The sequence below is a fragment of the Pyrofollis japonicus genome, from assembly GCF_033097485.1.
Classification (GTDB): Archaea; Thermoproteota; Thermoprotei_A; order Sulfolobales; family Pyrodictiaceae; genus Pyrofollis; species Pyrofollis japonicus.
In genome coordinates, this window is record NZ_AP028634.1 from 1,454,199 (window position 1) to 1,480,194 (window position 25,996).

Here is a 25,996-nt window from a genome sequence, read left to right on the forward strand (position 1 = left end):
CATTCCCGGGTTATTGCTGTTTACTTCCTTTCATGATCTTTTACAACTATCATTGTTAGCGTGGATCTAACCTTTCCGTGACTCCTTATACTATTATAAATTATGTTTCTCAGCTTGTTCATATCATCGCTTTCTACTATTGCTATTATGTCGTAGAGCCCGTATACCATGTAGACAGCCTTTATCTCGGGAATAGTCTTGAGTTTTTCGAATACTTCTTCATCTGCACCTATTTCGGTATTTATTAAGACTATCGCTTTGGGCATAAGACGCACCCTTGCACTACTAGAGTGGGTTCAGGATAGTACTCCATGTTAGCTAAGAGTTGTTGAGGATAATAAAAATGTGGCGACACCCGTTAAACAAACAGAGAGGAACTCCTCGGACACAGGGACGTTAATTGCATCCTGGTAGCTGAGAGGCTGATGAGATGGTAAGGCTTTACGCTATTTACTATCGCCACGATAATCCACATTACAATACTGTTGTAAAGCTAGCCAAGACTGGTATAGTAAGCTTAGTTAGGAAGCCGCTGCCCGGTACCCTGCTTCTCGACCCGCTATCGCCTATACCGGTATCCAGAATGGATAAAGGAATTATCGAGCAGCGAGGCATTACAGTAATAGACACGTCTTGGAGAAAATTTACCAACATATTGAAGCGTTTTAGAGGCGTTAGAAGAAGGTTGCCACTCCTCCTTGCCGCGAATCCAGTGAACTATGGGAAGCCATATCTGCTCAGCAGCGCAGAAGCGTTAGCAGCATCGCTAATAATTGCGGGGTTCGAGAAGGAAGCAGATAATCTGCTATCTAGGTTCAAATGGGGAGAAGAATTTATGAAAATAAATAAGAGGTACCTTGAAAGATACGTGGCAGCAACGACATCGGCTCAAGTAATTCAGGAAGAGTGCAACATAATTAGTGAACTAGCGCAAATAGAGGAATGCAATACGGAGGTCTTGGAAAGAATTATCGGAAACATATTGCTTCAATATGTTGAGAAAGGAAAGTAGAGAGTAACGACAAAATTATATTTAGCCCAGAATTACTATGGTCGAATATCACTGGAGGGTCGCAGCCCCAGGTGCGGGGGTGCCCGAGCCAGGTCAAAGGGGGCGGGCTGAGGACCCGCTGGCGTAGGCCTGCGTGGGTTCAAATCCCACCCCCCGCACCATAGTCTTTCTCCGCTATCATTCCTCGTGAACACATTGTCATCTCGTAATGCTTGAAAGGAGCTTTGCGACATCGTCGGCTATTCTCTCTACCATCTCTATATCTCTTGTTTCTTCTAGGAGATCGTATAGGGTCAGCCATAGTGTTTCGGCTATGTATTTCAGTATTTTTTGCCTTGTCTCTTCATCTATTCTAGCTATGAGTAGGCATATTGACCTAGTGCTTGGCGATAATGTGTCGTGGATATATCTTGAAACGGCTGGCGGGCTCACGTTCATTAGTTCTGCGACATCTTTTACAGCATATCCATTGTTTAGCGCTATTTCAATTATTGTTTTTCTCGAATTCTTGTCGAGGAATTCCACAGCTTTACATATATTCTCTGAAAGTGCTATCACGGCTCCCTACCTTGCCTTGTTACTTGTTCATACATGTAAGCGTATCTATGATGTTGATGGCTATGCTTGCCCTTCGTTTTAATCGCGTCTCATTTTTGTATTGTTTTAACAAGGTCTTTATCTCCTCGCTAATATCCTTGACGCAAATGTTTCGGCTTAGGACCTTCGAGCGCAGTATTCCTCCTACTAATTGTGTAAGATTAGATGGCCTTCTTGAGACAGTTGCTGACTCGAAGTCGATAATATAGGGTTCAAGGGTGTTATTTTCGACTATAACTTGTCGATGTGGTCTTGCAAGTTCGTTATGGCTAATGCCTAGGATGTCTAAGAGGAATGCCTTCCAGAGTAGTCTCCGCATTATCAGTGTGGTTTTGGCAGTGTTGTTGCACGAATCTAGTGCTTCGTCTAAGTGCTTGCCTTTAATGTACTCCATTGCTATAAATAAGTTGTTGTAGCTGTAGACTTGGGGAGATATGTTAATTATTGATGCTGTTATGAGCATTGCTGCTTCGTGAAGCAGGCTTATTCTTCTAGAGCCAGGTCGTAGAGCTTTAACCGCGACGATTCTTTCACCCATTAGTGCTAGGAAGACGTTACTTGCCCATCCTTTTCCTAGGAGCATCAGTTTTCCTATTCTTAGATTACCCCTATTTACATAGTGAGTTATCCCATGTTGGGTCAGAGCATCTATTAATTTGTTGCAGAAATCTGTTTCAGGTCTTGGAAAACATATGGCTTCTTTGGCTACTTCCAGCGGTATGGCTTCATCCAATGCGGTGTCTTTTCTACGAATTTCTCCAGCCATGCTAATTCGTCCCTGTCAAGGTTCTCTATAAGGGCTAGAGCTTTTCCGACACGTATAGTATAGCTCTTTGCTGCTTTTGGGAGCAAGTCTCTAATAGTGCTTGCTAGGAGTTCTTCTGGCCTGCGATATCGTCTCTTCTTCAGTGCTACGAGCCGCCCAGCGTCGTCAATCCAGGGCCCAATAGTGTCCTCGCTACTGAGGTGTTTCCGTAGAAACCTTTCAGCGTTTTCACCCGCCCATGCAGGTGGGCCTCTTCGTAGCTCGTAGCTTGGTAAGACCGGGTTCTCAACCTCTACCGAGATATAAGCTCTTGTGCCGTCTTCCTTGGCATAGACGCTGTAATCGTCTACGATGAACCCATTGCTCTCTAAGATGCGGGTTATTATTCTCGCCACGCGTTTGGCTATCCCCCATAGATTATCTGGGGCTTCTTTCTCTGGTGGTGTTAGGACTATGAGTACAGTGTGGTCTATGCGGTCGGCGGCTTTTGCGCCTATCTGTCCCGGATAAGGAGTCTTATGTGGAGTAAATACGTGGAAGAACTCATATCTCGGAATTCTGAGATACATTTTGGCGGCAGTGATGAATAATGAGAACGATTTGTACGATAATGCTGCGGCAACGTTTCGTTTAGGGTCTACGGGGTCAGGAAATATCAGAGGAGCATTGCTGTAAGTTTCTAATAGCCTATCCACGTGTTGTTTCTCTTTCTCGCTAAGCGTTATAACGAGTCTGGGCTTCCATTTCTTTGATGCATTGTCTAGTAGTGATCTAAAGCATTTATACTTGATTATAAGCAATTCAGCTAGGTATCCTGAGAATCCTTGCACAGCTATTTCTGCCCCATAGACTCCTATGCCCTTTAAGAAGGATTTCAGCAATCGTATCTCGTTTCTTTGCTCCGGGGACGTGTTTTTTAGCACGAATTCTCGATGGTAGGGGGTTCTGTCAACAGCTGTTATTGGTTTTGATGGATCTTTTACTCTACATCCGGGAACAATCTCTATCCATACGCCGCTGTATAGTAGTCGTAGATATGGGTGTTGTGCATATCTCTTTTCGACACGATAGCCCATATTCCTTAGGCTTGATTCAATCCGGGCTACTAGGCCTTGATTTATGATGCTAAGGCAGTTTTCATGTGGTAAGAGAATAAATAAGTCTATATCGACGTCTCCTCGAAGCCAAGTATCCTTGGCAAAGCTTCCCTCGGCGGTGACCAATGCATCGTGGATCCCCAATCCTTCTAGAATTGAAATGATTAGTTTTCTCACCTTATCAACTACTCTTTTAAGCATTTCATAATCCTCGCTGCGGGGTACAATTAGCTCAAGTACTTTTTTCTCGACATCGTTGTGAAGACACTCCAAGACTCTCCTTGCACCTTCCACTATGCGTGTCGTTATCTGGATAGAGATATTTACGTGTCCTTCGCGATATGGTATAAAACATGGCGATGAAGAGGGCTGGTATTGCTGAACAAGCCTAATTGATGACGGACACCAGCTCTGAGCCATGGCTTGCTTCTAGCTAGTCGTCTAGCTATGTTAGGAAAAGTTATGAGTGCATAGCTGATTGACGCGCTTGTTAGGGTGTATACGAGTTGAGCACGTTCGATAGACGCGTAAAAATAGTCTATGAAAAGCTTAGGGCTAAGGCAGAGACTATAAGCAATGATACTATCAGGAGACTCGTGCTTGAACTCCTAACAGAGCCCGTGATAACGTTTACAAAGGTTGAGCCAAAGATAAGCTTCTTTGAAAGCCCTGCCGCGCCCAAGAAGCACCATGCTTACCCCGGGGGACTCCTAGACCATACTCTCGGTGTTACGGAGATAGCCGAGAAGCTAATGGATGTCTATAGCAACATATATGGTGCTAAAATCGATAGGAATATAGTTGTTGCCGCAGCTCTGCTACACGACTTATTTAAGTATTATCAGTACGAGAGGGATCCATTGACTGGCGGATATAGGCCTCGTTCTGATTGGTACTTTAGCCACGACTTTGCAATGGTTGCTGAGCTTAGTGTACGTGGAGCCCCTGAGCGCTTGATAAGAGCCGTAGCAGAGGTTCACGGCACGGTTCCTTTCACAATGATAGAGTCACAGATAGTTCACCAGGCCGATTCGACAGATTCTGAGATGATCGCTAAGATACAAGACATAATATGGAGAGTCTGTATGGATATAGAGATAGAGATACCGGAGACAAAGGCGATAAAGGTATTCAATGAGGCTCTTAAACGGTTGCCGATATTTGAGTATGCGCGAATATACTATAGTGAAGGCAGAGACGCGCTGCGCGAGTACATAAAGAAGCTATTAGGACTTGAGACTAAGTCCTAGAACATGCTGAGATGAGGAGGCCGACATAAACCTACACCCCTGGAGCCAAGGGGTGGATGAAGAAGGGTCGATTTGCCGAGGAGATGCATAGCAAGTTCATGTAGATAACGACTTTAAGTATCTTAGCATTCGTTGATTATAATGTGGCTGTGCTTGGCTTGTCCAATCCATGTCTTTTGCCGATGAAGACCCGTCGGACGTAGACGAGCATATGCGATGAGATGTCCCCTGGCTCCTCTGAGGCAGAAATCGTTGCAGTGGCAAATGATATACTTGGAAACGCTCAGACGGGTCCAGCTACATCATGTCTTCAGTTGACCGATAACCGTCATCATAGCCGTGATGATTAGCAAACCATCAGACTCGGAAAAGGGATGAAGAAGAGCTCTCTCTCTGAGCCCTTTTGCATCATTAGAGAAGAGCTTTTAGCACCCTAGCGACAGATAGTGGCATCTTTGTGATAATTCGTAATGTTTTCTTAAGGTTAAGTTCTCCCAACCCTATTGCAGTAAACACGTCAAGCGGTATAGACTCTAGTACTGCTGCTCGTGTTTTAGGAGACACGGCCTTTACTCTATCTAGTAGCTTTCTTTGCCTCGATATCCACTCTATTATGTTTGATATCACTGAGACTCTATCCACGCCCTTATCTATGCTCTGAAACAAAGCATATGATGAAGCAACGCTTGGCCTAATTCCCTCACCTGTTAAGGGATAAACGAATCCTGCTGCTTCTCCTACTACGGGGCTTCTTTCTCTCATGAAGAGTTCTTTATTCACATTTGATGCAATAATCCTTGCTCCCTTAATGGCAGAGGATTTCTCTGCTTTCACTGATCTAAGATACTCTCTCGTAAAGACTTCAAGCCTATAAACAAGTTTATCAAACGATTCAAGCCCCCCAACACCTATATCAACGACACGTTCACCTCTAGGAAACACCCAATAGTATCCGATTAGGTTCTCGTCAAACCAGAACTCTATTGTATTCACGTCGTCTAAAGGCTCTTTGAGCTCGAGGATGCGTTGTACTGCATTTATTACTTCAACTCCATTTTTATGAATGTATCCATACGCACCTATAGAGCCTACAGCTATTATCGTCTCCTCGCGAGGATCTACACCGATAGGTGATAAATCTTCGCGAAGACGTACAGGTTTTCGTATGAACTCCGAAGACGAAATTAAGTATTTCAGGAACCCCGGTTTATTGATAATGTAGCCCCAATGTCCTCCACTATGTTCTTTTATGAGTTGGTTGTTTAGATATATACGAAAGCCTTTTATCTCTGTTAATATAAACTCCTTTGGGATTTTTATGAAATGTTCTATCGAGCCAGGTACCGCCCAGCCGCATGGCTTTGAGCCAGGTTCGTGAATGTCGTAGACTATGACTTTGTAGCCCTTGTTTGAAGCGTAAAACGCAAAGGAGGCACCTGCTGGGCCTGAACCTACAACTGTGAAATCGTGCCTCATGAGTTATTTCCCGTGGTACAGGATTGAAACGAATTAGCGGATAATTGTTTTTAGCCAGTGTTTTGTCCTAGTTTAGTTTTCGGAGTATCGATTTTGTATCCAGTTCGCCTAGCATGGCACTGACTATAAATGAAGGGATTATGTGAATAAGTGTACTTTTTGTTCCGAAGGTTTTGTTGATTAATGTATTTGTTTCTTCAAGCAGTTTGTTTATTGTCAAGTAGGCTTTTGCTATTCCTTTGCCGTTGATCCATGCTCTAAATAATCTTAGCCCAGGCTCGGTTGACTTCTCCGGGTCCATGCTGTCTCTAATATCGTCGGCTATTTGGTACATTATTCCAATGTTCTCACCTATTGTAGATAAAGAATCTAGGAGATCATACGCCTTTGCGGCAATGGCGCCGAGCTCGGCTGAAAGCCTAAAGAGTGATCCGGTCTTGAGTCTAACCATCTCAATATATGTTTCTGGCCTTAAAGGCTCGGTGTAGAATGCATCTATAACCTCTCCCTTAGATATATCAAGCCAAGCCGCTACCGTCCTTAATAGTGCTAGTGCGCCATATTTTTGGTAAATAATTTCCTGCGCGAAAGGAATGAGTAAATTAGATACCATGACTGTCTTCTTTAATCCGTGCTTTATCCATGCAGCTTCTTTCCCCCTGCGCCGTGTGTCCTCGTCAATTATGTCATCGAGTGCCAGGCTTGCGGCATGCACAAGTTCAACTGCCACGGCAGCGTCAAGGGCATCTTTAATGCTTGCCCCAAGTGTTTTTGCAAGTTCGATTACAAGGAATCCTCGCAGCCTCTTACCGCCCATAGCAATATAGTGTGCAACGTTTATTGCTTGAGCTTGCGGCAGCTCTCTTAGTCTATTTTCTATCGCTGTATCTATGAGTGATTTTATTGACTTCCACCGCTCCAGTAGCTCCGTATAAATACTCAGATCCGTCATAGTTTCGTTCGCCATATACATCCCTACAATTGATGTCGTCTAGAACAAACTTCATAATAACTTTATTAGCTTTCGCTTAGCCTAAATCATTGAGTGTCCAGAGTAGACGTTGTTCCCCCTCACTCTTATACCCTTCCATCCACTAGATTACCGTAACTGGGGACAAGTGTTGGGCAAGGCGCACTTATCTTATCCGGATGCAAAGTCGTTCTACAATATATTAGACTCTCTTTCAAAAATAGTTGACGAAGTGAACATGACTATATCAAACGAAGGCGTAAAGGCTGTAGCTATTGACCCCGCACACGTGGCGCTTATAACGATTGAATTGCCGCCTGAGAGCTTTATAGAGTATGAAGTTGAAGGCGAAAAAGTTGAGCTTGGTTTTAATGTAGCAAATGTTGCTAAATTAGTGAAAAGAGGTAAGAAAGGAGACAAGCTCGAGATAGATGTTGAAGAGGATAAAGTGACGTGGTCGATTGTTGGTGCTGTGATAAAAAGATACAGGTTGAATAATCTAGAAGTAGCTATACCTGAAATACCTGAAGCCCAGCTAGAGTTTAAGATTCATGTAGCGATGATAGTGGATCCATTCAAGAATGCTCTGCGTGATGCAGAAGCAGTTGGGGACACTGTTGAACTTGAAGCGCCGAACGAGTCAATGCTGATCATAAGGGGTGTAGGTACAGCTGTAGCCGAGGCCAAGATTAATAGTGATTCGCCAGCTGTTGTCGAGTTTAAGGTAGAGGAGCCGGGCAAGTCGGCATATAGTATAGACTACTTGAAGCACGTCTTGTCATTAACAAAGGTTGCGGATACCATAGTCATCGAGTTCTCTCCGGAAATGCCGCTGAGGCTTCAGTTTAGATTACCCGCGGGCGGCAATGTAACGTACTTGCTCGCTCCTAAGGCCATATAACGATTTTACTTAGCCAAGTTTGGTAACCAATTCTTCTCAGTAATGAGGCTTAACTAAAAGCAGGCCAGGAATCCATATATTTGTGGATGATGAGTACTCACCGGCTCGTCGTAGATCGCTTTAAATGCAGAAGGCCAGGACAGCTGACTCATCACCTTTTCACGAGACCTATTATGAGTTTAGCTATTTCCTCGGCGGGATCAACTCCAGTTGCACTTTGAAGTCCGCGCCAAAGAGGAGACGCATTTACTTCTATTACGTAGAACTCATTATTGGGCGTCTCTATTATGTCTACACCTGCGTAGAAGAGGCCCAGAAGTTTTGTTGCCCTTACTGCCGCTTCAAGCACCTCGGCCTCTGGGTGTGCAGGTATGGGTTTAGCCCCTCTCGCTATATTTGTTTTCCATCCACCAATTGTTTGGCGGTACATGGATCCTACGACTTTTTCTCCGACAACGAAGACTCTTAGATCCATACTATCCTTTTTCTCAAGATATTCTTGGAGATATATGGGTTGGTTAACTCTGAGAAGGAGATTTACTACATGATACGCTGTGTCTATATCAGCTACGCGAAAGGATCCTAAACCCAGGCTGCCCATGAGCGGCTTAATTACTGCTTGACCTACTTTTTCGACAAAGTGTAGTGCCGTTGATGGGTTCTCAGTTATGATTGTCCTTGGCACGGGTATTCTATGTGATTCTAGTACTCGTAGACTGGAAAATTTGTCACGTGCAAGGAATAGAGAAAATGATGGGTTCACAACTAGGATGCCGGAATCTTCAGCTGCCTTGAGTAATGCTAGGCGAAACTGGTATTTCTCTGCAGAAAGACCTTGTCCCATGCCTCTCACTATGATTGCATCTACGTTCGTGCACTTCCCTTGATACTTTATCGCACAGTCGCCTCTTATCTCTGCAGACAAGTATGGCCATACTATGTAAAGTGTTGATGCACCTTGTTTTGATAGAGCTTTTAGGAGCTTACGTGAACTCCAGGTTGGTCTAGGTGTATAGTGTAGTATGGCTACTCTAGGCATTTTTGATCATCTTCTCCACTACTGTGGTATAAATCTTGTTCGAAATAAGAGACGCATACAGGGGTGCGGTTAATGGATCGGTATGTATCACTAGTTCACTGAGATGTGATCTTATATTTGCTAATGAAGCTTTGAATTTTGCCTCTCTTAGAATATCGGCCTCTACGTCAGTTGATATTATTAGTGAAAGCGTTTCCATGAATAGGTAGTTAATAGAGGTTGATATATCTGATAGAAGAGTTGATATTGTTGCTAGTTTTGATTCTATAGCGACTGTGTTAAGATACCAGTGAAGCAGATTACTTGCGGGTTCCAGTGTTGGTGAAGTGTATATGATTACTTTTTTGACCCGGACAATTGTATCCGATATGTCTGCTATATTGTTTTTATATTTATTTATTAAATCATTATATATGGTACTAATTTCACTGTATTCGCTAATAACCCTCTCTGTTCTAATCTTTATTTCTCCTATAGATTTTGATAGCATTGTAGCGAGCTTTGCAGCAGCGATAATGAAGGCTAGCGGGAGGTCTTGATAATCAATAGTAATTGATGGGCCGGTTATTCTCGACAATATTATCTCCGGTAACGGGTGAGCTATTACGAGCATTCTTGACCCGGTAAGCCGTACGGCATCTGATGTTTTGGCTACAAGGTTCTCTGTACCGGGTTCCGCAAATAGTATGACAAGGGAGTCCTCATCATGATATGGAAGTGTATGGTATAATATTTCCTCGCCTGGCGTAAGCCGTACATCCTTATTGCTAAGCTGTCTTAAGGGCCAGTACAGAATTCCAGCTGCAGATTTTGCAAAACCAGAGCCAAAGTAACCTATGTAAAGGGTTTTGAAAAAGGTCTCTCTGAGGAAATCTTTTGCCTCCTCTTCTACTTTCTCGTATATAATCTTCTCTAGGCTTGCCAGCTCGGATTGCGTTATAGGAGTGCCGTTTTTAATGCGTTGCAGCAGCTGCAAAGCTCTGAATCCGGTTCCTCAGGTATCTTCGGGATTAGTTCATATAGTATTCTGCGAGCCTTCTCCGTGTTCTCCTTCATAACTCTTGCTACTTCGTCAGCTGTCACAGGACGTTCAGCCCACACATCATAGTCCGTCACCAGAGCCAGTGTTGCATAGCAGAGCTGTGCTTCACATGCAAGGTTTACTTCAGGGACAAGTGTCATGCCAATTATATCGGCCCTGAATACCTCTTTCCAGATTCTGCTCTCAGCCCTTGTTGAGAAGCGGGGCCCTTCTATGCATATGTATGTACCTTTTTCGTGAATTGTATAGCCCAGCTGTTTACCTGTTTCTATAATTAGCTTACGGAGATGTTCACAGAATGGATCAGCCATACTGACGTGTGCTACAACTCCTTGATCGAAGAAAGTGTAGTCTCTATTCTTTGTCATATCTATGAATTGGTCTGGGACAACAAGATCACCCGGCTTATAGTCTTCTCGGAGGGAACCTACAGCGGATACAGCAATAACCCACTTTACTCCAAGCGATTTTAATGCCCATATGTTTGCTCTATAGTTTATGCGATGGGGAGGAATACGGTGTCCACGTCCGTGACGGGGGAGAAACGCTACTCGTCTACCTTTCAATGTTCCTAATATTATGTAGTCACTTGGTTCGCCATAAGGCGTGTATACTTTAATTTCCTTAATATCTTCTAATATACCCGGATCATAGAGCCCGCTTCCACCAATTATTCCTATTTCAGCCTTCTCGTAAGGCTTTGGAGGAAAGTCAGCTTTTTCCACGTCTTGACACCGATAGGTAGAAAGATGTAATTGTGGAAGGATAAATCCATAGTGGTTTTACCGGGTATAAAGCCTAGGTTTGACTGCTACAAAACCTTCTGCTATAGAATCATAATACTTTACTACGAATCCAGCTTTTTGAAGCCTTTCTTTTATGCCACGAATTATTGGTCCAGAGCCTTTTCCTCTTTTCCTCATAGGTGTACCTGTATAGTGAAACAGTACGCCGCCTGGCCTTAGTACGCGAAAAAGTTCTTTGTAAAATTCAAGACTATATAATTCGCCAGCAATGTTGAATCTTGGTGGATCGTGGATTATCTTATCAAAAGTATTATCATCAATTAATGGAAGAATTTCTGTGGCATCGTTATTCAGTATGGTTATATTTTTTGATCCTAGAAAATAGCTCCAAGGATTAAACTCGGCTATTCTTAAAATGCTACCATTGAGTTCAATTGTTAGTATCTTTTTAGCTCCTCGCATCAATGCTGTAATAGCAGTATATCCTAGGCCAGTACATATATCAAGTACATTCCTATTCCTAATATTGCCAAGTAGTTTTACCTTGTTTAAAGCATCCCTATATGGACTCTTATTTATAATCTTGTGCATATGTATGCCATTTATTACAATTGTTGGGGACAACATATCCTCAGTCATCATTAGTTTGAGATATCCGTGTTCTGAAAATGTTTCCACTCTTGTAAGAATGCTATCATTGTTTATAATATACATTGATGAATTGTCTATGTTTTCTAGTTCTATTTGTGATTTAGGCAAATTTATTTGTTTTGTGATTTTACCTATATTTAGAATAATTATTATATTATTGTTATTATTAATAATTTTATATATAATACCTAGATCGAATCGTATCTCAAACTTTTGTTTATTGTTGAGCTTCTTTATATTGTTAATTATGAAACCCGGTATTGGTACACTGTTTCTGGTAAATTCGTAAACAAATACTTCAATCACTTTACCTACCATGCCACATTGTATAAAACTGCCTTATCCTTGTTTATTAGCTTAGGGGTAACAACGGTATATCTACAATTGAAGAGCGATGAAGACCACGACTCAAGCTGAAGAATGATGAAGGAGGTTTCGACGGAGCAATTTCAAGATAGGGAAATGTATCAGAGGTCTATTAAGAGGTTGCCATACTTTCGTTCTTCACTTTTGAAGCTCTAGCTATATATGTACGTAAGATGTTCCTAACGGCTATGATATGTTTACAGTATCCTTTATAGTAGAACCCCTTGCATGTACAGGTAGCCTTTCCGGAGTCTATGTTTATGTGAACAATGTATATGTTAGATGAGCCTCTAACAGCTGCAGCAACTGTATTCTCATTAATCCAACGTAAATATAGTACTTTTCGTTGATTTACTATTCTGGCAGCCTCTATTGCTATGTTGCTTCTGATACCCATAATGCCCGTAGTACCGTACTTCGTGGAAAAGTTGTGATTGGGTGATAAGTGAAAGTATTCTGTTAAAAAGCTTAGCTTGTTTTAGAACTTACTTCAGAGATAAAAGTTATAGCATTGCTTTATAGAAGGGAGTCAGCGGAAAGGTCATGGCATCCAGCGAGACAATAAGAGGATATATAGAGTTACTTAGACCTCATAACTTATTCGTATCAGCAATTACTACGCTTGTCGGTTATAGTGTTGTATCGAAGCTTCAGGATGGTAGTATAGTAGGCTTTGATTATCTTATTGCAAGCACAATAGTTGTATTAATTGCTGCTGCTGGATATGTAATAAATGATTATTATGATATTGAAACTGATAAGATCTCTAAGCCTTGGAGACCCATTGTCCGAGGCTCCGTGAAGCCGGAACATGCAAGATATTTTGCATACCTATTGTTTATCCTTGGTATTACAGTCGCACTTCTGTCCTCTCTACTAATAGGGCTGTTCGCCCTAATTAGCGGCTTACTCGTACACGAGTATTCACGGTGGATTAAAAAGACCGGATTCATAGGTAATATAGCTGTTTCTATCGAATCCGCAGCCACTATATTATTTGGAGGATTCTTTGCAGCAGTATACCATGGCGCATATGTACCGTTAATAGTTCTTATTCCAACCATCTATGCGTTCCTATTTGTGCTCGGAAGAGAAATTGTTAAAGGAATCGAAGATGTTGAGGGAGATAAACAAGCTAATATATACACACTTGCTGTGACCGTAGGGCCTCATCGGGCTGCAATCATCGCAACAATAATATTAGCGATAGTGGTACTTATAAGCCCACTGCCATGGATGGCCGGCATATATAATGTACTATACCTTATCTTCGCCGCAGGTGTCGACTTGAGTATAATTGTTTCGATACTCTTACTTGGTCGGGGAAAAACACTAAATGAGCTCATAGAGGCTTCTCGTAAGGCTAGAAGCTTACTAAAAATTGGATTTTTAATGGGTGGGTTAGCATTTTTGCTAGGAATAATATGAGTCGAATCGAGAATAAATGTAAAAACAAGAAATTATCCGCGAGGTCGGTTATCATCATCTTATCAGAATTCAGAATAGGGTAGCTTCTTCACATTTTTCCTCAAGTAAATGTAGAGATGCTGCTAATACTCTTTTAAGTCGTTGTATTTTCCTTTTAACTAGAGAAAGATAAGTGTTTAAAATATTTGTTATTATGGCAATATTATTTATATTTAATTCTTTTATAAATATATTTTCTCTTATTTTTATTGGGATATCTATTCTTTCAGTCCCCAGGACAAGGATATTATAACTATTCTTATGGGGCTTTATGCCAGAGTACTTGAACCCTATACTCTCTACAAGACGTACAATAGTACTCGCCAGGGAGAAACTGCATGTATGTATACTCAAAATTATCGGCTGAGCAGATATCCAAATAAAATCATACTTATCTCTTTGGATAAGCCTATCAAGGACTGGTATTAAATCATGTACTGTTATCGTAGTATGCCATTTTGCCTGTATGCCTCCTTTCTTCTTATCTCCTGGAGATGGTGCAGCAATTACCACTATGCGTCCACTACAAGAACTTGATGTCGCAATACAATCGATGCTGTTAAGGAGCATTAATATATCAACTATGTCTTGATCTACTTCGTTTTTGCTAAGAGCATTTTTTAGGTTCGATTTCAGCCTATCCCTAAGCTCAGCCCATTCAATACTAGTGCATTTATTTGCTTTATCCCTATCCATATTATTCTCCTTCACTTGAACATGTGTACAATATACCCAGTATGAGTGCTTTCCTTATGACGTCATTTAGTCTAAGCGGTGGACACATGTGTATTAGCAATATTTCTCCCAGACCCCTATATAGCGTGACCAAGTGTTCGCCATCTATAGATAGCAACGGGTAAAGTCTTCGACTCAGCGGCCCTACAATCTTGACTACATTGTCCACGCAAGCCTCTACTCCTAGCTTCCCAAAGACAGAGAGAGAGTTCAAAGGATTAGGCGTCGATATCGTACCGCATAGACGGCCTAGTTCAATGAATTGAAGAGGGTCAATATCCTGACATATGGGGGCAAACCCCCTAATCTTACTACGAGAAACAGTCTCGATAAGTTCATACATATCTAGCTCTGCTATTTTGAGCTTGTTTACTAGCGTGTTCGATATTAATTCTAGTAGTTGTCTTCCTTTCTCGCGGACAGTCATACACTTAATCGAACCGGTCACAAGCCTACCGTATACCCATGATGTTGATACTAGTTTTGTGCTGGAGTCGATTTTACATCGGCTACTGCACACTATACTTCCTTGTCCAGCTACGATATCTATTATATCATTTCCATACTTTGCAGTTACTATTGATGGATAATCAACTATGGTGCATTTGCATTCGTCGGGGTTAAGAAGTATGCTTTCAATTATTGATTCTAATGTTCCGGAATCAAGCCTCATTATCTGTTCTATGGGAATCAGAATATCGTCTTTCTCATAGCTCGGCATTACGTGCGGCCCTCAGCAGCCTGGTTATAGATCATTGCTTAAAGGCTCATACCTTACATGGCTCCTCATCGGAGCCGTTTTAATACGGGAATAGCCGGTAGGGGGTTAATAGATGCTAGGACATAATAGTGTTAATGGTGATGTATGGAAGTGGGGTTTTTGAAGAAATGGCCCAAGCGTAGGGAGTTCTTATCCTACTATATGCTTTACAAGTATTTTGGCTCGAAGAATAGTGCTAATTTAGGAGAAATTATTGACGTTCTGACAGTACTAACCGGGTCCCGCAATTTAGCAAGACGTGTTGCAAGAATTCTAGTGAGACAAGGATTCCTTAAGCGAGAAAAACCATTTGTGTATACTGTTGTGGATATAGATGACTTGCTTAGCCGCGCTCTCGGATACTATATTGCCGGAAGGTTTAGGCGTCGGGGAATCGATGCGGAGTATGATGAGAAATCAAACACGCTAATTATTGATTCCGATGAATGTGAAAAAGTGAAAAATATGCTTACCCGTATTGGATTTAACGTTAGATGTGAAAAATCAGTAACAGTTCATAGATAAATGTCATAGCTCTATTCTGAGATAGTGTGTTTATTCCTCTTCTTCATAGATTTCGACAATGATTCTGGCCTTTACCTTATCCTTTGAGAAGGGTGGTGGCGCCTCCCCGAGGTCCACTGCAAATGAGACTTGATTGCCTAGGCTGTCTGTAAATCGTACTTCAGCGATATACCTCTTTTTTGGCCCCGATTCTAACATCTTCATAACTGCTTCATACATTCGTGAAAGAGCCATCTGGAGGGCTATTGGGCTTGAAAGATCCTCCGGTCTCAGTTGGATTGCTTGGATTCCTTGCATGATCTCGCCTACTCGTGCATCTCCTTCGAAAATTGCTAGCTTCTTATTTGGGTTTACACTTGTTGGCTCGTCTCCTTCTTTCCTCATGTGCTGTAATCCCTCAGCTTTCATTGAGTAAACGAATACTTAAAATAGTCTCCTCTACAATGCTAGCAGTTAATGGGTTTAGAAAGAGGTATATATAGCCATGAAGATATATGTGGTGCAACACTTTACTGGAAGTTATGCTCTGAATGAGAATAAGGATGTTGTAGCATTCGTGCATGGTCCTAAAGGACTCGATGATATGGTTGAAGAAGCGCTAAAGATAGAGCGCGGTGAGCCTACTGCAGCCTACCTAAGGCTTCTTGAGAAACTAAAGGAGATGGGTATAAATGAAATAGCTGTCGAAACTAATGAGGAAGCAAAGACAGCAACGGCTAAAGGATTCGATGCAAAGGTCGAACCTGCAAATCCGATAGCAAGGTATTTCCGCGAACACGTAGCCGAGATCGCTGTAGATACAGGATTTGTGAAAAGCATAGAAGACTTCTATAACCTACTTCATGAATTTACTATAGAAACAACGCGTAGGAAGCTTAGAAGGGCGGCTCAGAAGAGAGACCTATTAGCCGCCCAAGCTATTCGCGCAATCGACGATATAGATAAGACGACAAACTTGTTTGCTGCAAGGCTTCGAGAATGGTATAGTCTGCACTTCCCAGAGCTTGATGACCTTGTTAGAGAACACGAAGACTATGTAAGAATTGTTGCAGAACTAGGTCATAGAGACAATATAACTGTTGAAAACCTTGTAAAGCTTGGTTTTAGCGAAGAAAAAGCCAAAAAGATAGCCGAAGCAGCTAAAAAGAGCATGGGTGCCGATTACCCAGAGTTCGACATAGAGCCTATGCAGAGGCTCGCAAGAATAACGCTTGAACTCTATAAGCTCCGCCGCGACCTATCAGACTACATTGCACAAGTGATGAAAGAAGTTGCTCCAAACATAACAGCCTTGGTTGGCCCGCTGCTAGGTGCAAGACTCATAAGCCTAGCAGGCGGACTAGAAGAACTAGCATTCATGCCAGCAAGCACGATACAAGTCCTTGGGGCAGAAAAGGCACTATTCCGAGCACTGCGTACAGGCGGAAAGCCGCCCAAGCATGGAGTAATATTCCAGTACCCAGATATCCATAGGAGCCCGCGCTGGCAGAGAGGTAAGATTGCCCGCGCACTGGCAGCGAAGCTTGCAATAGCAGCAAAGGTTGATTACTTTACTGGTCGCTTTATTGGCGATAAGCTAAAAGAAGCTCTGCGCAAGAGAATAGAGGAGATAAAGAGAATATATGCTAAGCCACCGAAGAGGAAGAAAGAAGAGGTAAAACCAGCCAAGCCTGCAAAGCGTCCGCCAAGAAGAGGAAGAAGAGGCGGCAAGCGCAAAGGTAGGGGCGGAAGAAGGTAAGCTTAATCAACTTTCATTAGTTTCTCATGTAGTCTCGGGAAGGGGTGTCATAAATGGAGGTAGTTAATGTAAAAGAGCATGAAAAGTACAAGGGCGTCTATATAGTAGAACTAGAGGATGGATCAACGAGGTTAGCAACAGTAAACCTTGCACCGGGGAAACGAGTTTATGGAGAACGATTATTCAAGTGGGGAGAACTTGAGCTAAGAGAATGGAATCCGTATAGAAGCAAACTTGCAGCTGCCCTCCTTAAGGGTTTGGAAGAGCTACCAATTCAGCGCGGGCATCGAATACTTTATCTAGGTGCGGCGACTGGCACGACACCAAGCCATGTATCGGATATAGTTGGGCTTGAGGGCAAAGTGTATGCACTTGATGTTGCCCCTAGGGTAATGAGAGAACTTGTAGCTGTTTGTGAGACCAGGCCAAACATGTTCCCATTATTGAATGATGCTAGAAAGCCCTATGAGTATAGACACATAGTAGAACTTGTTGACGGTATATATGCTGATGTTGCCCAGCCCGAACAAGCAGCTATTGTTGCAGACAATGCTGATTACTTCCTCAAGGAGAATGGCTATCTGCTACTAGCCATAAAGGCAAGAAGCATTGATGTTACAAAAGAGCCTAGTGAGGTATTCAAACACGAGATAAACGTGTTAAAGGAAAGAGGATTTGAAATAGTTGATATGGTTCACTTAGAGCCCTTCGATAAGGATCACGCAATGGTATACGCGCGATATAGGCCGCAGAAGTAGGAAAAGCAATTCATTTATTGGCAAATGATTTTTGCAACAATTATCATAGATTTCATTATATTTTTACTTTGTAGTACCTCATAGCAATTAATTCCATCATGCAAATGTTGTAGCACGTATAGCTCGTACTGCCGGGTTAATATGATGAGCCTTGACAGTATGTGGCGCGTTATATATACCAAGGTTAAACGCGAGGAAATGATGAGCCGGCAGAGCATACCACGTGAGTACAAAAGCCTATATGAACTGCTTAATATGGAAAAACCGGGGGTCTTCCTACAATCGGGTCTATTTCATTCGTTCGATAAAAATGACCTAAACAATGCACGATCTCTTATCCCTTGGTATCTTCATCGTTTAGTTAAATTCCCTTGGGTTTTCATTTATCGTAAAAGTAGTGTATTAAGATATTTTGAACTAGTTAAGCCAGATCAGTGGGCTGCCCGTGCTCTTAACTATGTATTAAACGGTGATTTGGGAGGAGTTGTTTGGGAAATAAATGAGTCCCAGATGATGAAACTACTATCACTTTTTAAAACTCTTATTATAGTGTTACTGAATTATAACTTAGAAATGGGTAGCGAAGAGGCTGCTGAAACGTGACAATGGAGCTACAAAAGATATTTGACGAGACATTAAGACTACTAGTGAGCTATGGATATACGGTTGAAAAGATATCATACCCTGAGGATCACGATAAGCGTAGTATAGATATAGTTGCCTCCCATGTTGAGAGAAAGCCGCTGATGCTGAAAATAACTGATGATACTTCTAATCTAAAAGCAAGTGAGATTAGCGAACTAAGAGATTGCAGTAATATACTTGGCGCTGCAGGACTAATTGTCGCTAACAAGGACAATAATGATGAAATAGATGATATAGTAGCCCATGAAAAGTCAGGTGTCTTTGTTGTAAGTCCTAGGGGGTTGAAATCAACACTTGACAACACAATATATGTAGTGAAAAAACAAGGTAACTACTATATGCGTGTTGACGGCGGGAAGTTGAGAGCAGAAAGAGAGAAACGTGGTTACGGGCTTGGTGATGTTGCATCACTTCTTGGAGTAAGTCGTAGAGCTGTCTATATGTATGAGAGAGAGGAAGTTGATGTTTCGCTGCAAACAGCGTTAAGATTGATGGACATATTCAGCGACGAGATATTTAAACCTATAGATATTCTTGAAGAGGAGCACACAAGCCAAAGTCAACAGCGAATAAGGCGTATGACGAGTTCAAGGCTTACTAAACTTACAGAATCAATAAAGAATCTTGGGGGAGAAATTATAGAAACTCGACGTGCCCCCAGCGATGCTGTTGCGAGAATTAATTCAGAGAAAATGGTAATTGTCCTCTCTACGTATAGAGAAAAAGTCTTCTTTAAGAAGCTAGTTGAATCAGCCAAGGTAGCGTCTCATGTAAATGCGAGAGCGATTGCCATATTGCGTAGCATTAGTCGGCAAATGATTGAAGACGAAGTAGACCTTGATAAGAACTTTGATACATATAGAAGCATAGACGAGTTTGTAAAAGAGATTAAATTGAGGCAGAGAGCATAGAACAAGTGTTTTGCGAGCATGCATTCTTATAATTTTGTGTCCCGTTTTAGGCAGGTACGTACACGCACTATACTCGTTATTAATCGTCAAGCATTAATTCCTAGCACTGATAGGGCTAGAAAGGCAGGGGCAGTGTTGGCTCTAAGGCTCTCTGAGCGAAAATATGTCGCAGAGGTATTGGCTGAGGGAAAGATTGGAGAGAAATACGTTGTAGCAGGATGGGTTGACACTATCCGCGTCCACGGCAAGCTAGTATTCATTATCTTAAGGGATAGGACCGGAAAGATGCAACTAGTTGTTAAAAAGAACGTATCAGAACATGCATGGGAACTTGCAAGAAAGCTCACCGTTGAGAGTGTTATCGGCGCCAAAGGCACACTTGTAGAAAGTAAGGCTGCACTAGGAGGTAAGGAAATAGTTGTTGAAGAACTAGTTGTTTATTCAAAAGCCGAGCCGCTTCCCATCGATATAAAGGATCATACAAAGACCACCCTGGCAAAAAGGCTTGATTGGCGATTCCTTGACCTACGTAATCCTAGAAATCAACTAATATTTCTAGTTGAAGCAGAAATGTCGAAAGCAGCGCGTGACTTCTTTTATAGCAATGGCTTTGTCGAGATATATACATCAAAAATTGTTGGAGCAGCGACAGAGGGTGGGGCAGAAGTATTTAGCATAGTCTATTTCGACAAGCCAGCTTTCCTCGCACAGTCTCCACAGCTATATAAGCAGATGGGCGTAATATCAGGGTTCGAGAAAGTATTCGAGATAGGACCCGCGTTCAGAGCCGAACCGCATCATACGACAAGGCATCTCACAGAATACACCAGTGTCGACTTTGAAATGGGCTTCATAGATAGCTTTGAAGATGTCATGAAGGTTGCGGAAAGAGCTGTGCTCTCTATGATCCAGCGCGCGATCGACAAGTACGGTAAGAAGGTAAATGAGTACTTCCCGTCGGCCCTCCAAGAGGTTCCAAAGGATATTCCAAGGATTAGCATAAGAGAGGCCTATAAGCTACTAAAACGTGAAGGCATTCATGTAGAGGAAGGCGATGATCTCAGCAGTGAAGCCGAGAGAAAACTTGGAGAGATAGTGCTACGTGAATATGGTAGTCCCCTAGTCTTTGTAACAGAGTATCCCTGGAAGGTACGCCCATTCTACACCATGAGGAAAGAAGATGAGCCTGAATGGACCTATAGCTTCGACTTGTTGTTCAGAGGGCTAGAAATAGCGACAGGCGGGCAGCGTGAGCACAGATACGAGGTATTAATTAAACAACTCGAAGAGAAAGGCCTAAACCCGAAGAACTTTGAGTGGTACCTTGCAATGTTCCGATACGGTGCTCCGCCTCATGGAGGTGCCGGTATAGGATTAGAACGTGTAGTTATGCAGTACCTAGGTCTGTCAAATATACGTGAAGCAAGGCTCTTGCCAAGAGACCCTGAAAGATTAGTACCATAATCTCTCGCAATATCAGCCCCCAGCGCCTCTTCACGACTAGTCTGCGTCGTCTAGCCTCATCATCCATGCATGGACTTTATTTTTGGTGCAAAGCTAATAAGGGTGCCTTTACTTCAACATCTGTTAACTACGTGGAAGGTGAAGATTGAATGCATGGCAGAGACTCATGGCCATTTGACGAGAAGCCGCTGCTTGTATTCTGGGAAACAACTAAGGCATGCATGCTTGCATGTAAACACTGTCGTGCCTCTGCTATACTAAAACCTCTGCCTGGAGAATTGAGTACAGATGAAGGGAAGAAACTCATAGACGATATAGCTGAATTCGGCAAACCAAGTCCAATTCTCGTCTTTACTGGCGGAGACCCCCTAATGCGAAAAGACATATGGGAGTTAGTGGACTATGCTCTCAGCAAGGGAATTAGAGTTGCTCTTGCACCAGCTGTAACAGAGCTTCTGGGAAAATCCATTGACATAATTGCAGACAAGAAGCTAAGTGTCAGCATAAGCCTCGACGGAAGTAGGCCCGAAATACACGACAATATAAGAGGAATAAAGGGTCATTTTCAAAAAACAATCAACATTCTGAAATTGATGGTTGAGAAAGGTATACGTGTACAAGTCAATACAGCGGTAATGCGGGATAACGTAGAGGACCTAGCAGATATAGCAAAGCTCCTAGCCGACATCGGAATAAAGACTTGGGAAGTATTCTACCTAATACCGGTTGGACGTGCCCAAAAGGAACTTGATCTAACGCCCCAAGAATGGGAGGATGTCAGTAACTTCTTATTCGATGTCTCAAAATACGGAATTGTTGTCAGGACAACCGAGGGTCCAATGTTTAGAAGAATAGCGCTGACGAGGCTCCTACTTGAAAGTATGGGTGTTGATTATCGCAAAGTAATGAAGCTTGGTCCTCTCTACGAGAAGCTTGAGAGAAGACTAAGAGAGCTCTTAGGCGAGCCCCGCACAAAGCCTATGGTGTCTACTGTTGGGACGCGTGACGGAAAAGGCATAATATTTGTGGCATATGACGGAACTGTTTATCCTAGCGGATTCATGCCTTACCCCCTAGGCAATGTTAGGAGTAAAAGCCTAGTAGAGATATACCGTGAGAATCCTGTTCTCAAAAAGATACGCGCAGCAGAATTTAAAGGAAGGTGTGGTGTTTGCGAATTTAGAGATATCTGTGGCGGTAGCAGGGCCAGAGCATATGTGCTTAAAGCTGACCCGCTGGGCGAGGACCCGGCATGCCCGTACGAGCCCGGAGAATTTACCAAGCTGGTAGAAAAACTAGGTGCTGATATCCAAAAATACAAGTCGATTATTCAAGGACTAGAGTTAGTTCTTCCTCTTAAGCCTAGACAGGAGGGCTGAATGCAATATGGACGAACTTACTAAGAAGTTGTTAATGGAGCTTCAGTATAAGTTCCCTTTAAATCCTAGACCATTTAGCGTTGTAGGTGAAAGGCTAGGGATAAGCGAGGATGAAATAATAGAGCACCTCAAACGCCTCAAGGAGCAAGGCATATTGAAGCGAATAGGCTTCTACGTGAACTATAAGGCGTATAGACAAGTCGCTGCGCTTGTAGCATTCAGAACAGACAATCCTGACGAGCTTAATAAGTTAATACTTAGAGAATTCATAACTACACATAGCTACATACGAAACCATCCGTACTACAACCTATGGGTCGTTGTAAGAGATAAGGGTCGTGAAATTATTAAAGAAAAAATCACAAGGATCGCAGAGCAGGGTAAAGCTGACTTCGTCATCTTGTGGAGCAAGAAAGTCTACCGACTCAGTGTCAAATATGACTTGTACCGAGGCACCAGCTGGGCTGGACCATATAGTGTGATAAAAGAGAACCCTCCAACTCCGAGCGAGCTCGGATTAAGCACCGAGCTTGTAAGCGGCTTCCGTTCGCTTCCAATAACGAAGCGGCCATATAAAAATCTGGCAGAAAAGCATGGAATAAGTGAAGAAGAACTAGTAAAAATAGTTGCTATGCTTCTTGAGAAAGGAGTTCTAGGTGATCCCGGTGCAGCCTTAGATGGACATAAGGCAGGCTTTACCTATAATGCAATGGTAGTTATGGAGCCCCGTGCTAGCGAGCACGAAACATGTAAGTGGATTATAGACAATATTCCCGAAGCAACTCACGTTGTCCTTCGGGAGCCTTGGCCGCCGGGCAAGTGGAGACATGTCTGCTATATGATGATTCACGCTAAAGATTCTAGCTTGTTGAAACCAGTTTACGAAAAAATCGAGAAAAGCCCACTAATAAAAGACTATTTACCCATTATTAGTCTAAGAGATCTCCTTCCTGGAGTAATTAGATAGGTGGTACAAAGTGATACCCGTAACCGTAATGGTGACAGGCAAAGGAACCGTATCCACGCGCATAAAGGGGCACTACGGTCCACGAAAGCCGTCAAGATTCAGCGACATTTTACGCCCCATAGTGTTCTGGAATATCACCTACAAGTGCAATCTGCGCTGCATCCACTGCTACATAAGCGCTGGCCTATACGATGATCGATACGAGCTATCAACAGATGAGGCAAGAAGAGTTGCAGAGGAAATGGTCAAGATAGGGATACCACTTGTCATACTCTCTGGAGGCGAGCCCTTAGTAAGAAAGGACTTCTGGGATATAGTTGAGCCCATGGCGAATAAGCAACGGCCAAAGCTATCACTGAGCACTAATGGAACACTCATAACGCGTGACGTTGCGCAACAACTGGCATCGTATGGATTCGTCTATGTAGGTGTTTCAATAGATAGTATAATTCCTGCCCGTCATGACGAATTTCGCGGAGTAAAGGGTGCGTTCGAGGCAGCAGTTAAGGGGATAAAGAACGCAATAGATGCCGGTATCGATGTCGGAATAAGAACAACAATAACTAAATATAACGTAGACGAGGTGCCGGACATACTAAAATGGGCCCATGATAACGGGATAAGAAGGGTGAGCCTATACATACTCGATACAGTTGGTAGGGGTGCTTTCATTAAAGACCTACTACCGAGTCACGAACAGTTAAGGAAGCTTGCATCAACACTGATAGAGGAAGCACGAAAATACGCAGATGAGATGGAGATTCTAATAGTACGTGCACAGTTCCTAGGCATTTACATAGCCTCGTTGCTTGCCAGGAATAGAGAGGAGTTTCTCCAATATCTTAGAATGCTAGACGCACAGGGTAACTGTGGAAGAAAAAGCGTAAGCATTTACCCGGACGGAGAGGTAAAGCCGTGCCAATTCATAGACTGGGTAAGCCTAGGCAATGTTAGAGAGAAACCGCTCTCCGAAATACTAACGCCGAGCAATCCTAACCTTAAGCCATTCATAAATATCGAGAAATACCTTAGAGGACAGCGCTGCGGCAAATGTCCATTCCGGCGTATATGCGGTGGAGGCAGTAGAGGAAGAGCGCTTGCGCTTACAGGGGACGAGTGGGGCGACGATCCGCTGTGCTTTATAGACTATAGTGAAATAGCGAAAAAGTACGGCATATCGGAAGAGGAACTGCTATAAGGCATCGACTGACCTCTAGCACGGTTTCTTAACGCCTTTTCTCTCAGCAAGCTCTCTAAGGAGCGGTATTTCTCTGAACTTTTCACAGCTAAGCAATTCCCATAGTATACCCTTTGGTCTTTCCTCTCTTGATTCAACCTTAATGATTCTAGTAGGTGTAACAATATAATCTACAGTAAGGTCGTACGGGTCTCGAGGTATAGGCTCACTAAGCACTTGTAGATCATGAACTGTTGTTGCTATGGGTGTTGAGTCTGTTACTAGTCCTAGTTCCCGCATTATTGCGTACTCTATCTCTGCATAGCCTTCTCCCTTCCCGATTCTGTGGCCCTGCATGTCTACAGCAACGGAGCCCGATACGATGAAATCTATGCCGCCAAGCCTCTTCAGCTCCTCGATTCCTATCTTTCTGCCGAGCTGGAATGCTCCTCGAATAGTTGCTGCTTTTTCATACATTGCTGGAGGTATTTTCCCGGGATCGAGGAGAATAAAGCCTTCGCGCAGCCTCGGTGTAGCCATGACTACTAGCTTACCTTGCTTGAGCGCAAGCAGTCTTACCCATTTTTGGGGCGAGTCGGGATTAACTTTGATAATCCTAGCTCTCTTCCACTCCTCTAGGCTTGCAAGCCTATAAGCAGCCTTTTCCGCTCCTTCGAAATTTGGTATTCTGCCATATACTGGGCGCGGAAACCTTGCAACGCCTCTTTCTTCAAGTAGTCTCCATATTCTTTTTCTTATAGAGTCTTTGACCTCTCTGGTTCTAGACTTGCTGGACATGGCTTAGACACCGAGTTTTGATAAAAGTGAATTAAGTCTTTCAATATCGTTTTCAAGGGTTTCAATAAGGCCTTGAAGCCTATATCTAGCTAGGAGCAAGAGTGCAAGTAAGCGTATGGAGCGGTATCCTCCTCTCCTTGCAAGAGGTGAAAGTGAACGAAGCCAAGCAACTACTCCGACAACCTCTTTCACATCCTTGTTGAGCAGGCGGGAAGCCTCATGGATCGAATCTGTGGATGCAATTGCTTTAATATAGTCTAGGTACTCTGTTCTCGGCTTTATGGTGGGGTCAAGTAAGATACGAATCGCCTCTGAGAAGGCTTCGAACGAAGCCCCATAAACTATTTCTTCTAATTCCTCGGCATCTACGAGAAACACATCGCTAAGCTCAATAACTTTTACCCCTAGTTTCTCGGCAACAATCTTTGCAGCGTCGTCGGCGAATCCCTTACAAATAGCAAGAGGCTTCATTCCAAGGAGCTTTGCATTACTATAGACTTGCCTTACACCATGTACATCTAACCGTCCAGCTTTAACCTCAACGGCATAATACTCGTTATCTGGACCTATAGCTATGGCATCAACCTCGCCTACCTCAACATCATCAATAACGATTCTCTTATGTGTCTCAATAATGCGGTATCCCATTTCCTCTAGTAACCTAAAGGCGATTCGTTCACTTGCATGCCATCTACGTTTGCCACTGAGCTCCTTAAGCCCTGACAAGGCAAAGTGGCCTCATAGACCCAGCTCTCTTCT

The 25,996-nt window shown here is 42.9% G+C and carries 29 protein-coding genes and 1 tRNA gene; 14 read left to right on the forward strand and 16 right to left on the reverse strand.

All coding sequences use genetic code 11. From position 1 onward, the window contains the following. Positions 1–20 precede the first annotated feature (20 nt). Complete coding sequence (locus SBG41_RS07650) at positions 21–266, reverse strand: Lrp/AsnC ligand binding domain-containing protein (RefSeq protein ID WP_317894958.1); 246 nt, start codon at positions 264–266, stop codon at positions 21–23. A gap of 164 nt (positions 267–430) precedes the next feature. Between SBG41_RS07650 and SBG41_RS07655 the strand changes: the two genes are divergently transcribed. Further along, complete coding sequence (locus tag SBG41_RS07655) at positions 431–1,012, forward strand: DUF367 family protein (protein WP_317894959.1); 582 nt, start codon at positions 431–433, stop codon at positions 1,010–1,012. 73 nt (positions 1,013–1,085) lie between these two features. Beyond that, positions 1,086–1,173 (forward strand) — tRNA-Leu (locus tag SBG41_RS07660). A 37-nt stretch (positions 1,174–1,210) separates the two neighbouring features. Here the strand turns inward: SBG41_RS07660 and SBG41_RS07665 are convergent. Genes SBG41_RS07665 through cca form a run of 3 tightly spaced genes read right to left on the reverse strand, consistent with a single transcriptional unit; the run spans position 1,211 to position 3,892 of the window. Continuing rightward, on the reverse strand, positions 1,211–1,570 hold the full coding sequence (locus SBG41_RS07665) for a hypothetical protein (RefSeq protein ID WP_317894960.1): 360 nt from the start codon (positions 1,568–1,570) through the stop codon (positions 1,211–1,213). A gap of 19 nt (positions 1,571–1,589) precedes the next feature. Then, positions 1,590–2,375, reverse strand: coding sequence for a hypothetical protein (locus SBG41_RS07670; protein ID WP_317894961.1), 786 nt, complete (start codon positions 2,373–2,375; stop codon positions 1,590–1,592). After that, on the reverse strand, positions 2,315–3,892 hold the full coding sequence (gene cca / locus SBG41_RS07675; protein WP_317894962.1) for a CCA tRNA nucleotidyltransferase: 1,578 nt from the start codon (positions 3,890–3,892) through the stop codon (positions 2,315–2,317). The genes SBG41_RS07670 and cca overlap by 61 nt, the downstream gene beginning before the upstream one ends. An 86-nt stretch (positions 3,893–3,978) precedes the next feature. Between cca and SBG41_RS07680 the strand changes: the two genes are divergently transcribed. Next, on the forward strand, positions 3,979–4,722 hold the full coding sequence (locus SBG41_RS07680; protein ID WP_317894963.1) for an HD domain-containing protein: 744 nt from the start codon (positions 3,979–3,981) through the stop codon (positions 4,720–4,722). A 411-nt stretch (positions 4,723–5,133) separates the two neighbouring features. Here SBG41_RS07680 and SBG41_RS07685 read toward each other — a convergent pair whose 3' ends face one another. Then, on the reverse strand, positions 5,134–6,198 hold the full coding sequence (locus tag SBG41_RS07685) for an NAD(P)-binding protein (protein ID WP_317894964.1): 1,065 nt from the start codon (positions 6,196–6,198) through the stop codon (positions 5,134–5,136). A gap of 67 nt (positions 6,199–6,265) precedes the next feature. After that, the gene (locus tag SBG41_RS07690) at positions 6,266–7,165 is read right to left on the reverse strand and encodes a polyprenyl synthetase family protein (protein WP_317894965.1); all 900 of its coding nucleotides are present in this window, start codon (positions 7,163–7,165) and stop codon (positions 6,266–6,268) included. Between the two features lie 154 nt (positions 7,166–7,319). Here SBG41_RS07690 and SBG41_RS07695 point away from each other — a divergent pair, with 154 nt between their 5' ends. After that, positions 7,320–8,069: a DNA polymerase sliding clamp gene (locus SBG41_RS07695; RefSeq protein ID WP_317894966.1), complete on the forward strand. Its 750-nt coding sequence runs from the start codon at positions 7,320–7,322 to the stop codon at positions 8,067–8,069. A gap of 151 nt (positions 8,070–8,220) precedes the next feature. On the opposite strand, the gene SBG41_RS07700 is transcribed toward SBG41_RS07695, so the two are convergent. The 5 genes from SBG41_RS07700 to SBG41_RS10510 all read right to left on the reverse strand — a co-directional run bounded on the left by SBG41_RS07700 (position 8,221) and on the right by SBG41_RS10510 (position 12,310). Continuing rightward, a complete protein-coding gene (locus tag SBG41_RS07700) occupies positions 8,221–9,108 on the reverse strand; it encodes an ATP-grasp domain-containing protein (protein ID WP_317894967.1) in 888 nt (295 codons plus the stop codon). After that, on the reverse strand, positions 9,101–10,084 hold the full coding sequence (locus SBG41_RS07705; protein WP_317894968.1) for a hypothetical protein: 984 nt from the start codon (positions 10,082–10,084) through the stop codon (positions 9,101–9,103). The genes SBG41_RS07700 and SBG41_RS07705 overlap by 8 nt, the downstream gene beginning before the upstream one ends. Continuing rightward, a complete protein-coding gene (locus tag SBG41_RS07710; RefSeq protein WP_317894969.1) occupies positions 10,045–10,875 on the reverse strand; it encodes an S-methyl-5'-thioadenosine phosphorylase in 831 nt (276 codons plus the stop codon). Before SBG41_RS07710 ends, SBG41_RS07705 begins: the two co-directional genes overlap by 40 nt. Before the next feature lie 57 nt (positions 10,876–10,932). Further along, entirely contained in the window at positions 10,933–11,853 is a 921-nt protein-coding gene (locus tag SBG41_RS07715; RefSeq protein WP_317894970.1) for a methyltransferase domain-containing protein, read from the reverse strand. A 172-nt stretch (positions 11,854–12,025) separates the two neighbouring features. Then, the gene (locus SBG41_RS10510; RefSeq protein WP_397470754.1) at positions 12,026–12,310 is read right to left on the reverse strand and encodes an SWIM zinc finger family protein; all 285 of its coding nucleotides are present in this window, start codon (positions 12,308–12,310) and stop codon (positions 12,026–12,028) included. Positions 12,311–12,456: 146 nt separating this feature from the next. Between SBG41_RS10510 and SBG41_RS07720 the strand changes: the two genes are divergently transcribed. Beyond that, entirely contained in the window at positions 12,457–13,341 is an 885-nt protein-coding gene (locus SBG41_RS07720; protein ID WP_317894971.1) for a geranylgeranylglycerol-phosphate geranylgeranyltransferase, read from the forward strand. Positions 13,342–13,410: 69 nt separating this feature from the next. Here the strand turns inward: SBG41_RS07720 and SBG41_RS07725 are convergent, their stop codons facing one another. Next, complete coding sequence (locus SBG41_RS07725) at positions 13,411–14,076, reverse strand: tRNA-wybutosine modification methyltransferase TYW3 (protein WP_317894972.1); 666 nt, start codon at positions 14,074–14,076, stop codon at positions 13,411–13,413. A gap of 1 nt (position 14,077) precedes the next feature. Beyond that, on the reverse strand, positions 14,078–14,836 hold the full coding sequence (locus SBG41_RS07730; RefSeq protein WP_317894973.1) for a hypothetical protein: 759 nt from the start codon (positions 14,834–14,836) through the stop codon (positions 14,078–14,080). A gap of 159 nt (positions 14,837–14,995) precedes the next feature. Here SBG41_RS07730 and SBG41_RS07735 point away from each other — a divergent pair, with 159 nt between their 5' ends. Beyond that, a complete protein-coding gene (locus tag SBG41_RS07735; RefSeq protein ID WP_317894974.1) occupies positions 14,996–15,400 on the forward strand; it encodes a hypothetical protein in 405 nt (134 codons plus the stop codon). A gap of 30 nt (positions 15,401–15,430) precedes the next feature. Here SBG41_RS07735 and SBG41_RS07740 read toward each other — a convergent pair whose 3' ends face one another. After that, positions 15,431–15,784, reverse strand: a complete 354-nt coding sequence (locus SBG41_RS07740; RefSeq protein WP_317894975.1) for a hypothetical protein — start codon at positions 15,782–15,784, stop codon at positions 15,431–15,433. A 100-nt stretch (positions 15,785–15,884) separates the two neighbouring features. Between SBG41_RS07740 and SBG41_RS07745 the strand changes: the two genes are divergently transcribed. The 8 genes from SBG41_RS07745 (at position 15,885) to SBG41_RS07780 (ending at position 24,460) form a co-directional block, all read left to right on the forward strand. Further along, the gene (locus SBG41_RS07745; RefSeq protein WP_317894976.1) at positions 15,885–17,138 is read left to right on the forward strand and encodes a C/D box methylation guide ribonucleoprotein complex aNOP56 subunit; all 1,254 of its coding nucleotides are present in this window, start codon (positions 15,885–15,887) and stop codon (positions 17,136–17,138) included. 53 nt (positions 17,139–17,191) lie between these two features. Beyond that, a complete protein-coding gene (locus SBG41_RS07750; protein ID WP_317894977.1) occupies positions 17,192–17,896 on the forward strand; it encodes a fibrillarin-like rRNA/tRNA 2'-O-methyltransferase in 705 nt (234 codons plus the stop codon). A gap of 144 nt (positions 17,897–18,040) precedes the next feature. Further along, entirely contained in the window at positions 18,041–18,499 is a 459-nt protein-coding gene (locus SBG41_RS07755; protein ID WP_317894978.1) for a DUF61 family protein, read from the forward strand. Positions 18,500–18,501: 2 nt separating this feature from the next. Then, positions 18,502–19,452, forward strand: coding sequence for a helix-turn-helix domain-containing protein (locus tag SBG41_RS07760; protein WP_317896510.1), 951 nt, complete (start codon positions 18,502–18,504; stop codon positions 19,450–19,452). 132 nt (positions 19,453–19,584) lie between these two features. After that, positions 19,585–20,916, forward strand: coding sequence for an aspartate--tRNA(Asn) ligase (aspS, locus tag SBG41_RS07765; RefSeq protein WP_317896511.1), 1,332 nt, complete (start codon positions 19,585–19,587; stop codon positions 20,914–20,916). A 149-nt stretch (positions 20,917–21,065) separates the two neighbouring features. Then, entirely contained in the window at positions 21,066–22,295 is a 1,230-nt protein-coding gene (locus SBG41_RS07770; protein WP_317894979.1) for a TIGR04053 family radical SAM/SPASM domain-containing protein, read from the forward strand. Between the two features lie 7 nt (positions 22,296–22,302). Further along, complete coding sequence (locus tag SBG41_RS07775) at positions 22,303–23,262, forward strand: Lrp/AsnC family transcriptional regulator (protein ID WP_317894980.1); 960 nt, start codon at positions 22,303–22,305, stop codon at positions 23,260–23,262. 10 nt (positions 23,263–23,272) lie between these two features. Continuing rightward, a complete protein-coding gene (locus SBG41_RS07780; RefSeq protein ID WP_317894981.1) occupies positions 23,273–24,460 on the forward strand; it encodes a radical SAM/SPASM domain-containing protein in 1,188 nt (395 codons plus the stop codon). 15 nt (positions 24,461–24,475) lie between these two features. On the opposite strand, the gene SBG41_RS07785 is transcribed toward SBG41_RS07780, so the two are convergent. Continuing rightward, positions 24,476–25,237, reverse strand: coding sequence for a 5-formyltetrahydrofolate cyclo-ligase (locus SBG41_RS07785; protein ID WP_317894982.1), 762 nt, complete (start codon positions 25,235–25,237; stop codon positions 24,476–24,478). A gap of 3 nt (positions 25,238–25,240) precedes the next feature. Beyond that, on the reverse strand, positions 25,241–25,963 hold the full coding sequence (locus SBG41_RS07790; RefSeq protein WP_317894983.1) for a restriction endonuclease: 723 nt from the start codon (positions 25,961–25,963) through the stop codon (positions 25,241–25,243). Between the last annotated feature and the right edge of the window lie 33 nt (positions 25,964–25,996).

Bases quoted from the DNA above. Each gene is read 5' to 3' on its own strand.
- SBG41_RS07650 (WP_317894958.1), bottom strand. From the start codon at position 266: ATGCCCAAAGCGATAGTCTTAATAAATACCGAAATAGGTGCAGATGAA.
- SBG41_RS07655 (WP_317894959.1), top strand. From the start codon at position 431: ATGGTAAGGCTTTACGCTATTTACTATCGCCACGATAATCCACATTAC.
- SBG41_RS07670 (WP_317894961.1), bottom strand. From the start codon at position 2,375: ATGGCTGGAGAAATTCGTAGAAAAGACACCGCATTGGATGAAGCCATA.
- cca (WP_317894962.1), bottom strand. From the start codon at position 3,892: ATGGCTCAGAGCTGGTGTCCGTCATCAATTAGGCTTGTTCAGCAATAC.
- SBG41_RS07685 (WP_317894964.1), bottom strand. From the start codon at position 6,198: ATGAGGCACGATTTCACAGTTGTAGGTTCAGGCCCAGCAGGTGCCTCC.
- SBG41_RS07690 (WP_317894965.1), bottom strand. From the start codon at position 7,165: ATGGCGAACGAAACTATGACGGATCTGAGTATTTATACGGAGCTACTG.
- SBG41_RS07700 (WP_317894967.1), bottom strand. From the start codon at position 9,108: ATGCCTAGAGTAGCCATACTACACTATACACCTAGACCAACCTGGAGT.
- SBG41_RS10510 (WP_397470754.1), bottom strand. From the start codon at position 12,310: ATGGGTATCAGAAGCAACATAGCAATAGAGGCTGCCAGAATAGTAAAT.
- SBG41_RS07720 (WP_317894971.1), top strand. From the start codon at position 12,457: ATGGCATCCAGCGAGACAATAAGAGGATATATAGAGTTACTTAGACCT.
- SBG41_RS07725 (WP_317894972.1), bottom strand. From the start codon at position 14,076: ATGGATAGGGATAAAGCAAATAAATGCACTAGTATTGAATGGGCTGAG.
- SBG41_RS07730 (WP_317894973.1), bottom strand. From the start codon at position 14,836: ATGCCGAGCTATGAGAAAGACGATATTCTGATTCCCATAGAACAGATA.
- SBG41_RS07740 (WP_317894975.1), bottom strand. From the start codon at position 15,784: ATGAGGAAAGAAGGAGACGAGCCAACAAGTGTAAACCCAAATAAGAAG.
- SBG41_RS07745 (WP_317894976.1), top strand. From the start codon at position 15,885: ATGAAGATATATGTGGTGCAACACTTTACTGGAAGTTATGCTCTGAAT.
- SBG41_RS07750 (WP_317894977.1), top strand. From the start codon at position 17,192: ATGGAGGTAGTTAATGTAAAAGAGCATGAAAAGTACAAGGGCGTCTAT.
- SBG41_RS07755 (WP_317894978.1), top strand. From the start codon at position 18,041: ATGAGCCTTGACAGTATGTGGCGCGTTATATATACCAAGGTTAAACGC.
- SBG41_RS07760 (WP_317896510.1), top strand. From the start codon at position 18,502: ATGGAGCTACAAAAGATATTTGACGAGACATTAAGACTACTAGTGAGC.
- SBG41_RS07770 (WP_317894979.1), top strand. From the start codon at position 21,066: ATGCATGGCAGAGACTCATGGCCATTTGACGAGAAGCCGCTGCTTGTA.
- SBG41_RS07775 (WP_317894980.1), top strand. From the start codon at position 22,303: ATGGACGAACTTACTAAGAAGTTGTTAATGGAGCTTCAGTATAAGTTC.
- SBG41_RS07785 (WP_317894982.1), bottom strand. From the start codon at position 25,237: ATGTCCAGCAAGTCTAGAACCAGAGAGGTCAAAGACTCTATAAGAAAA.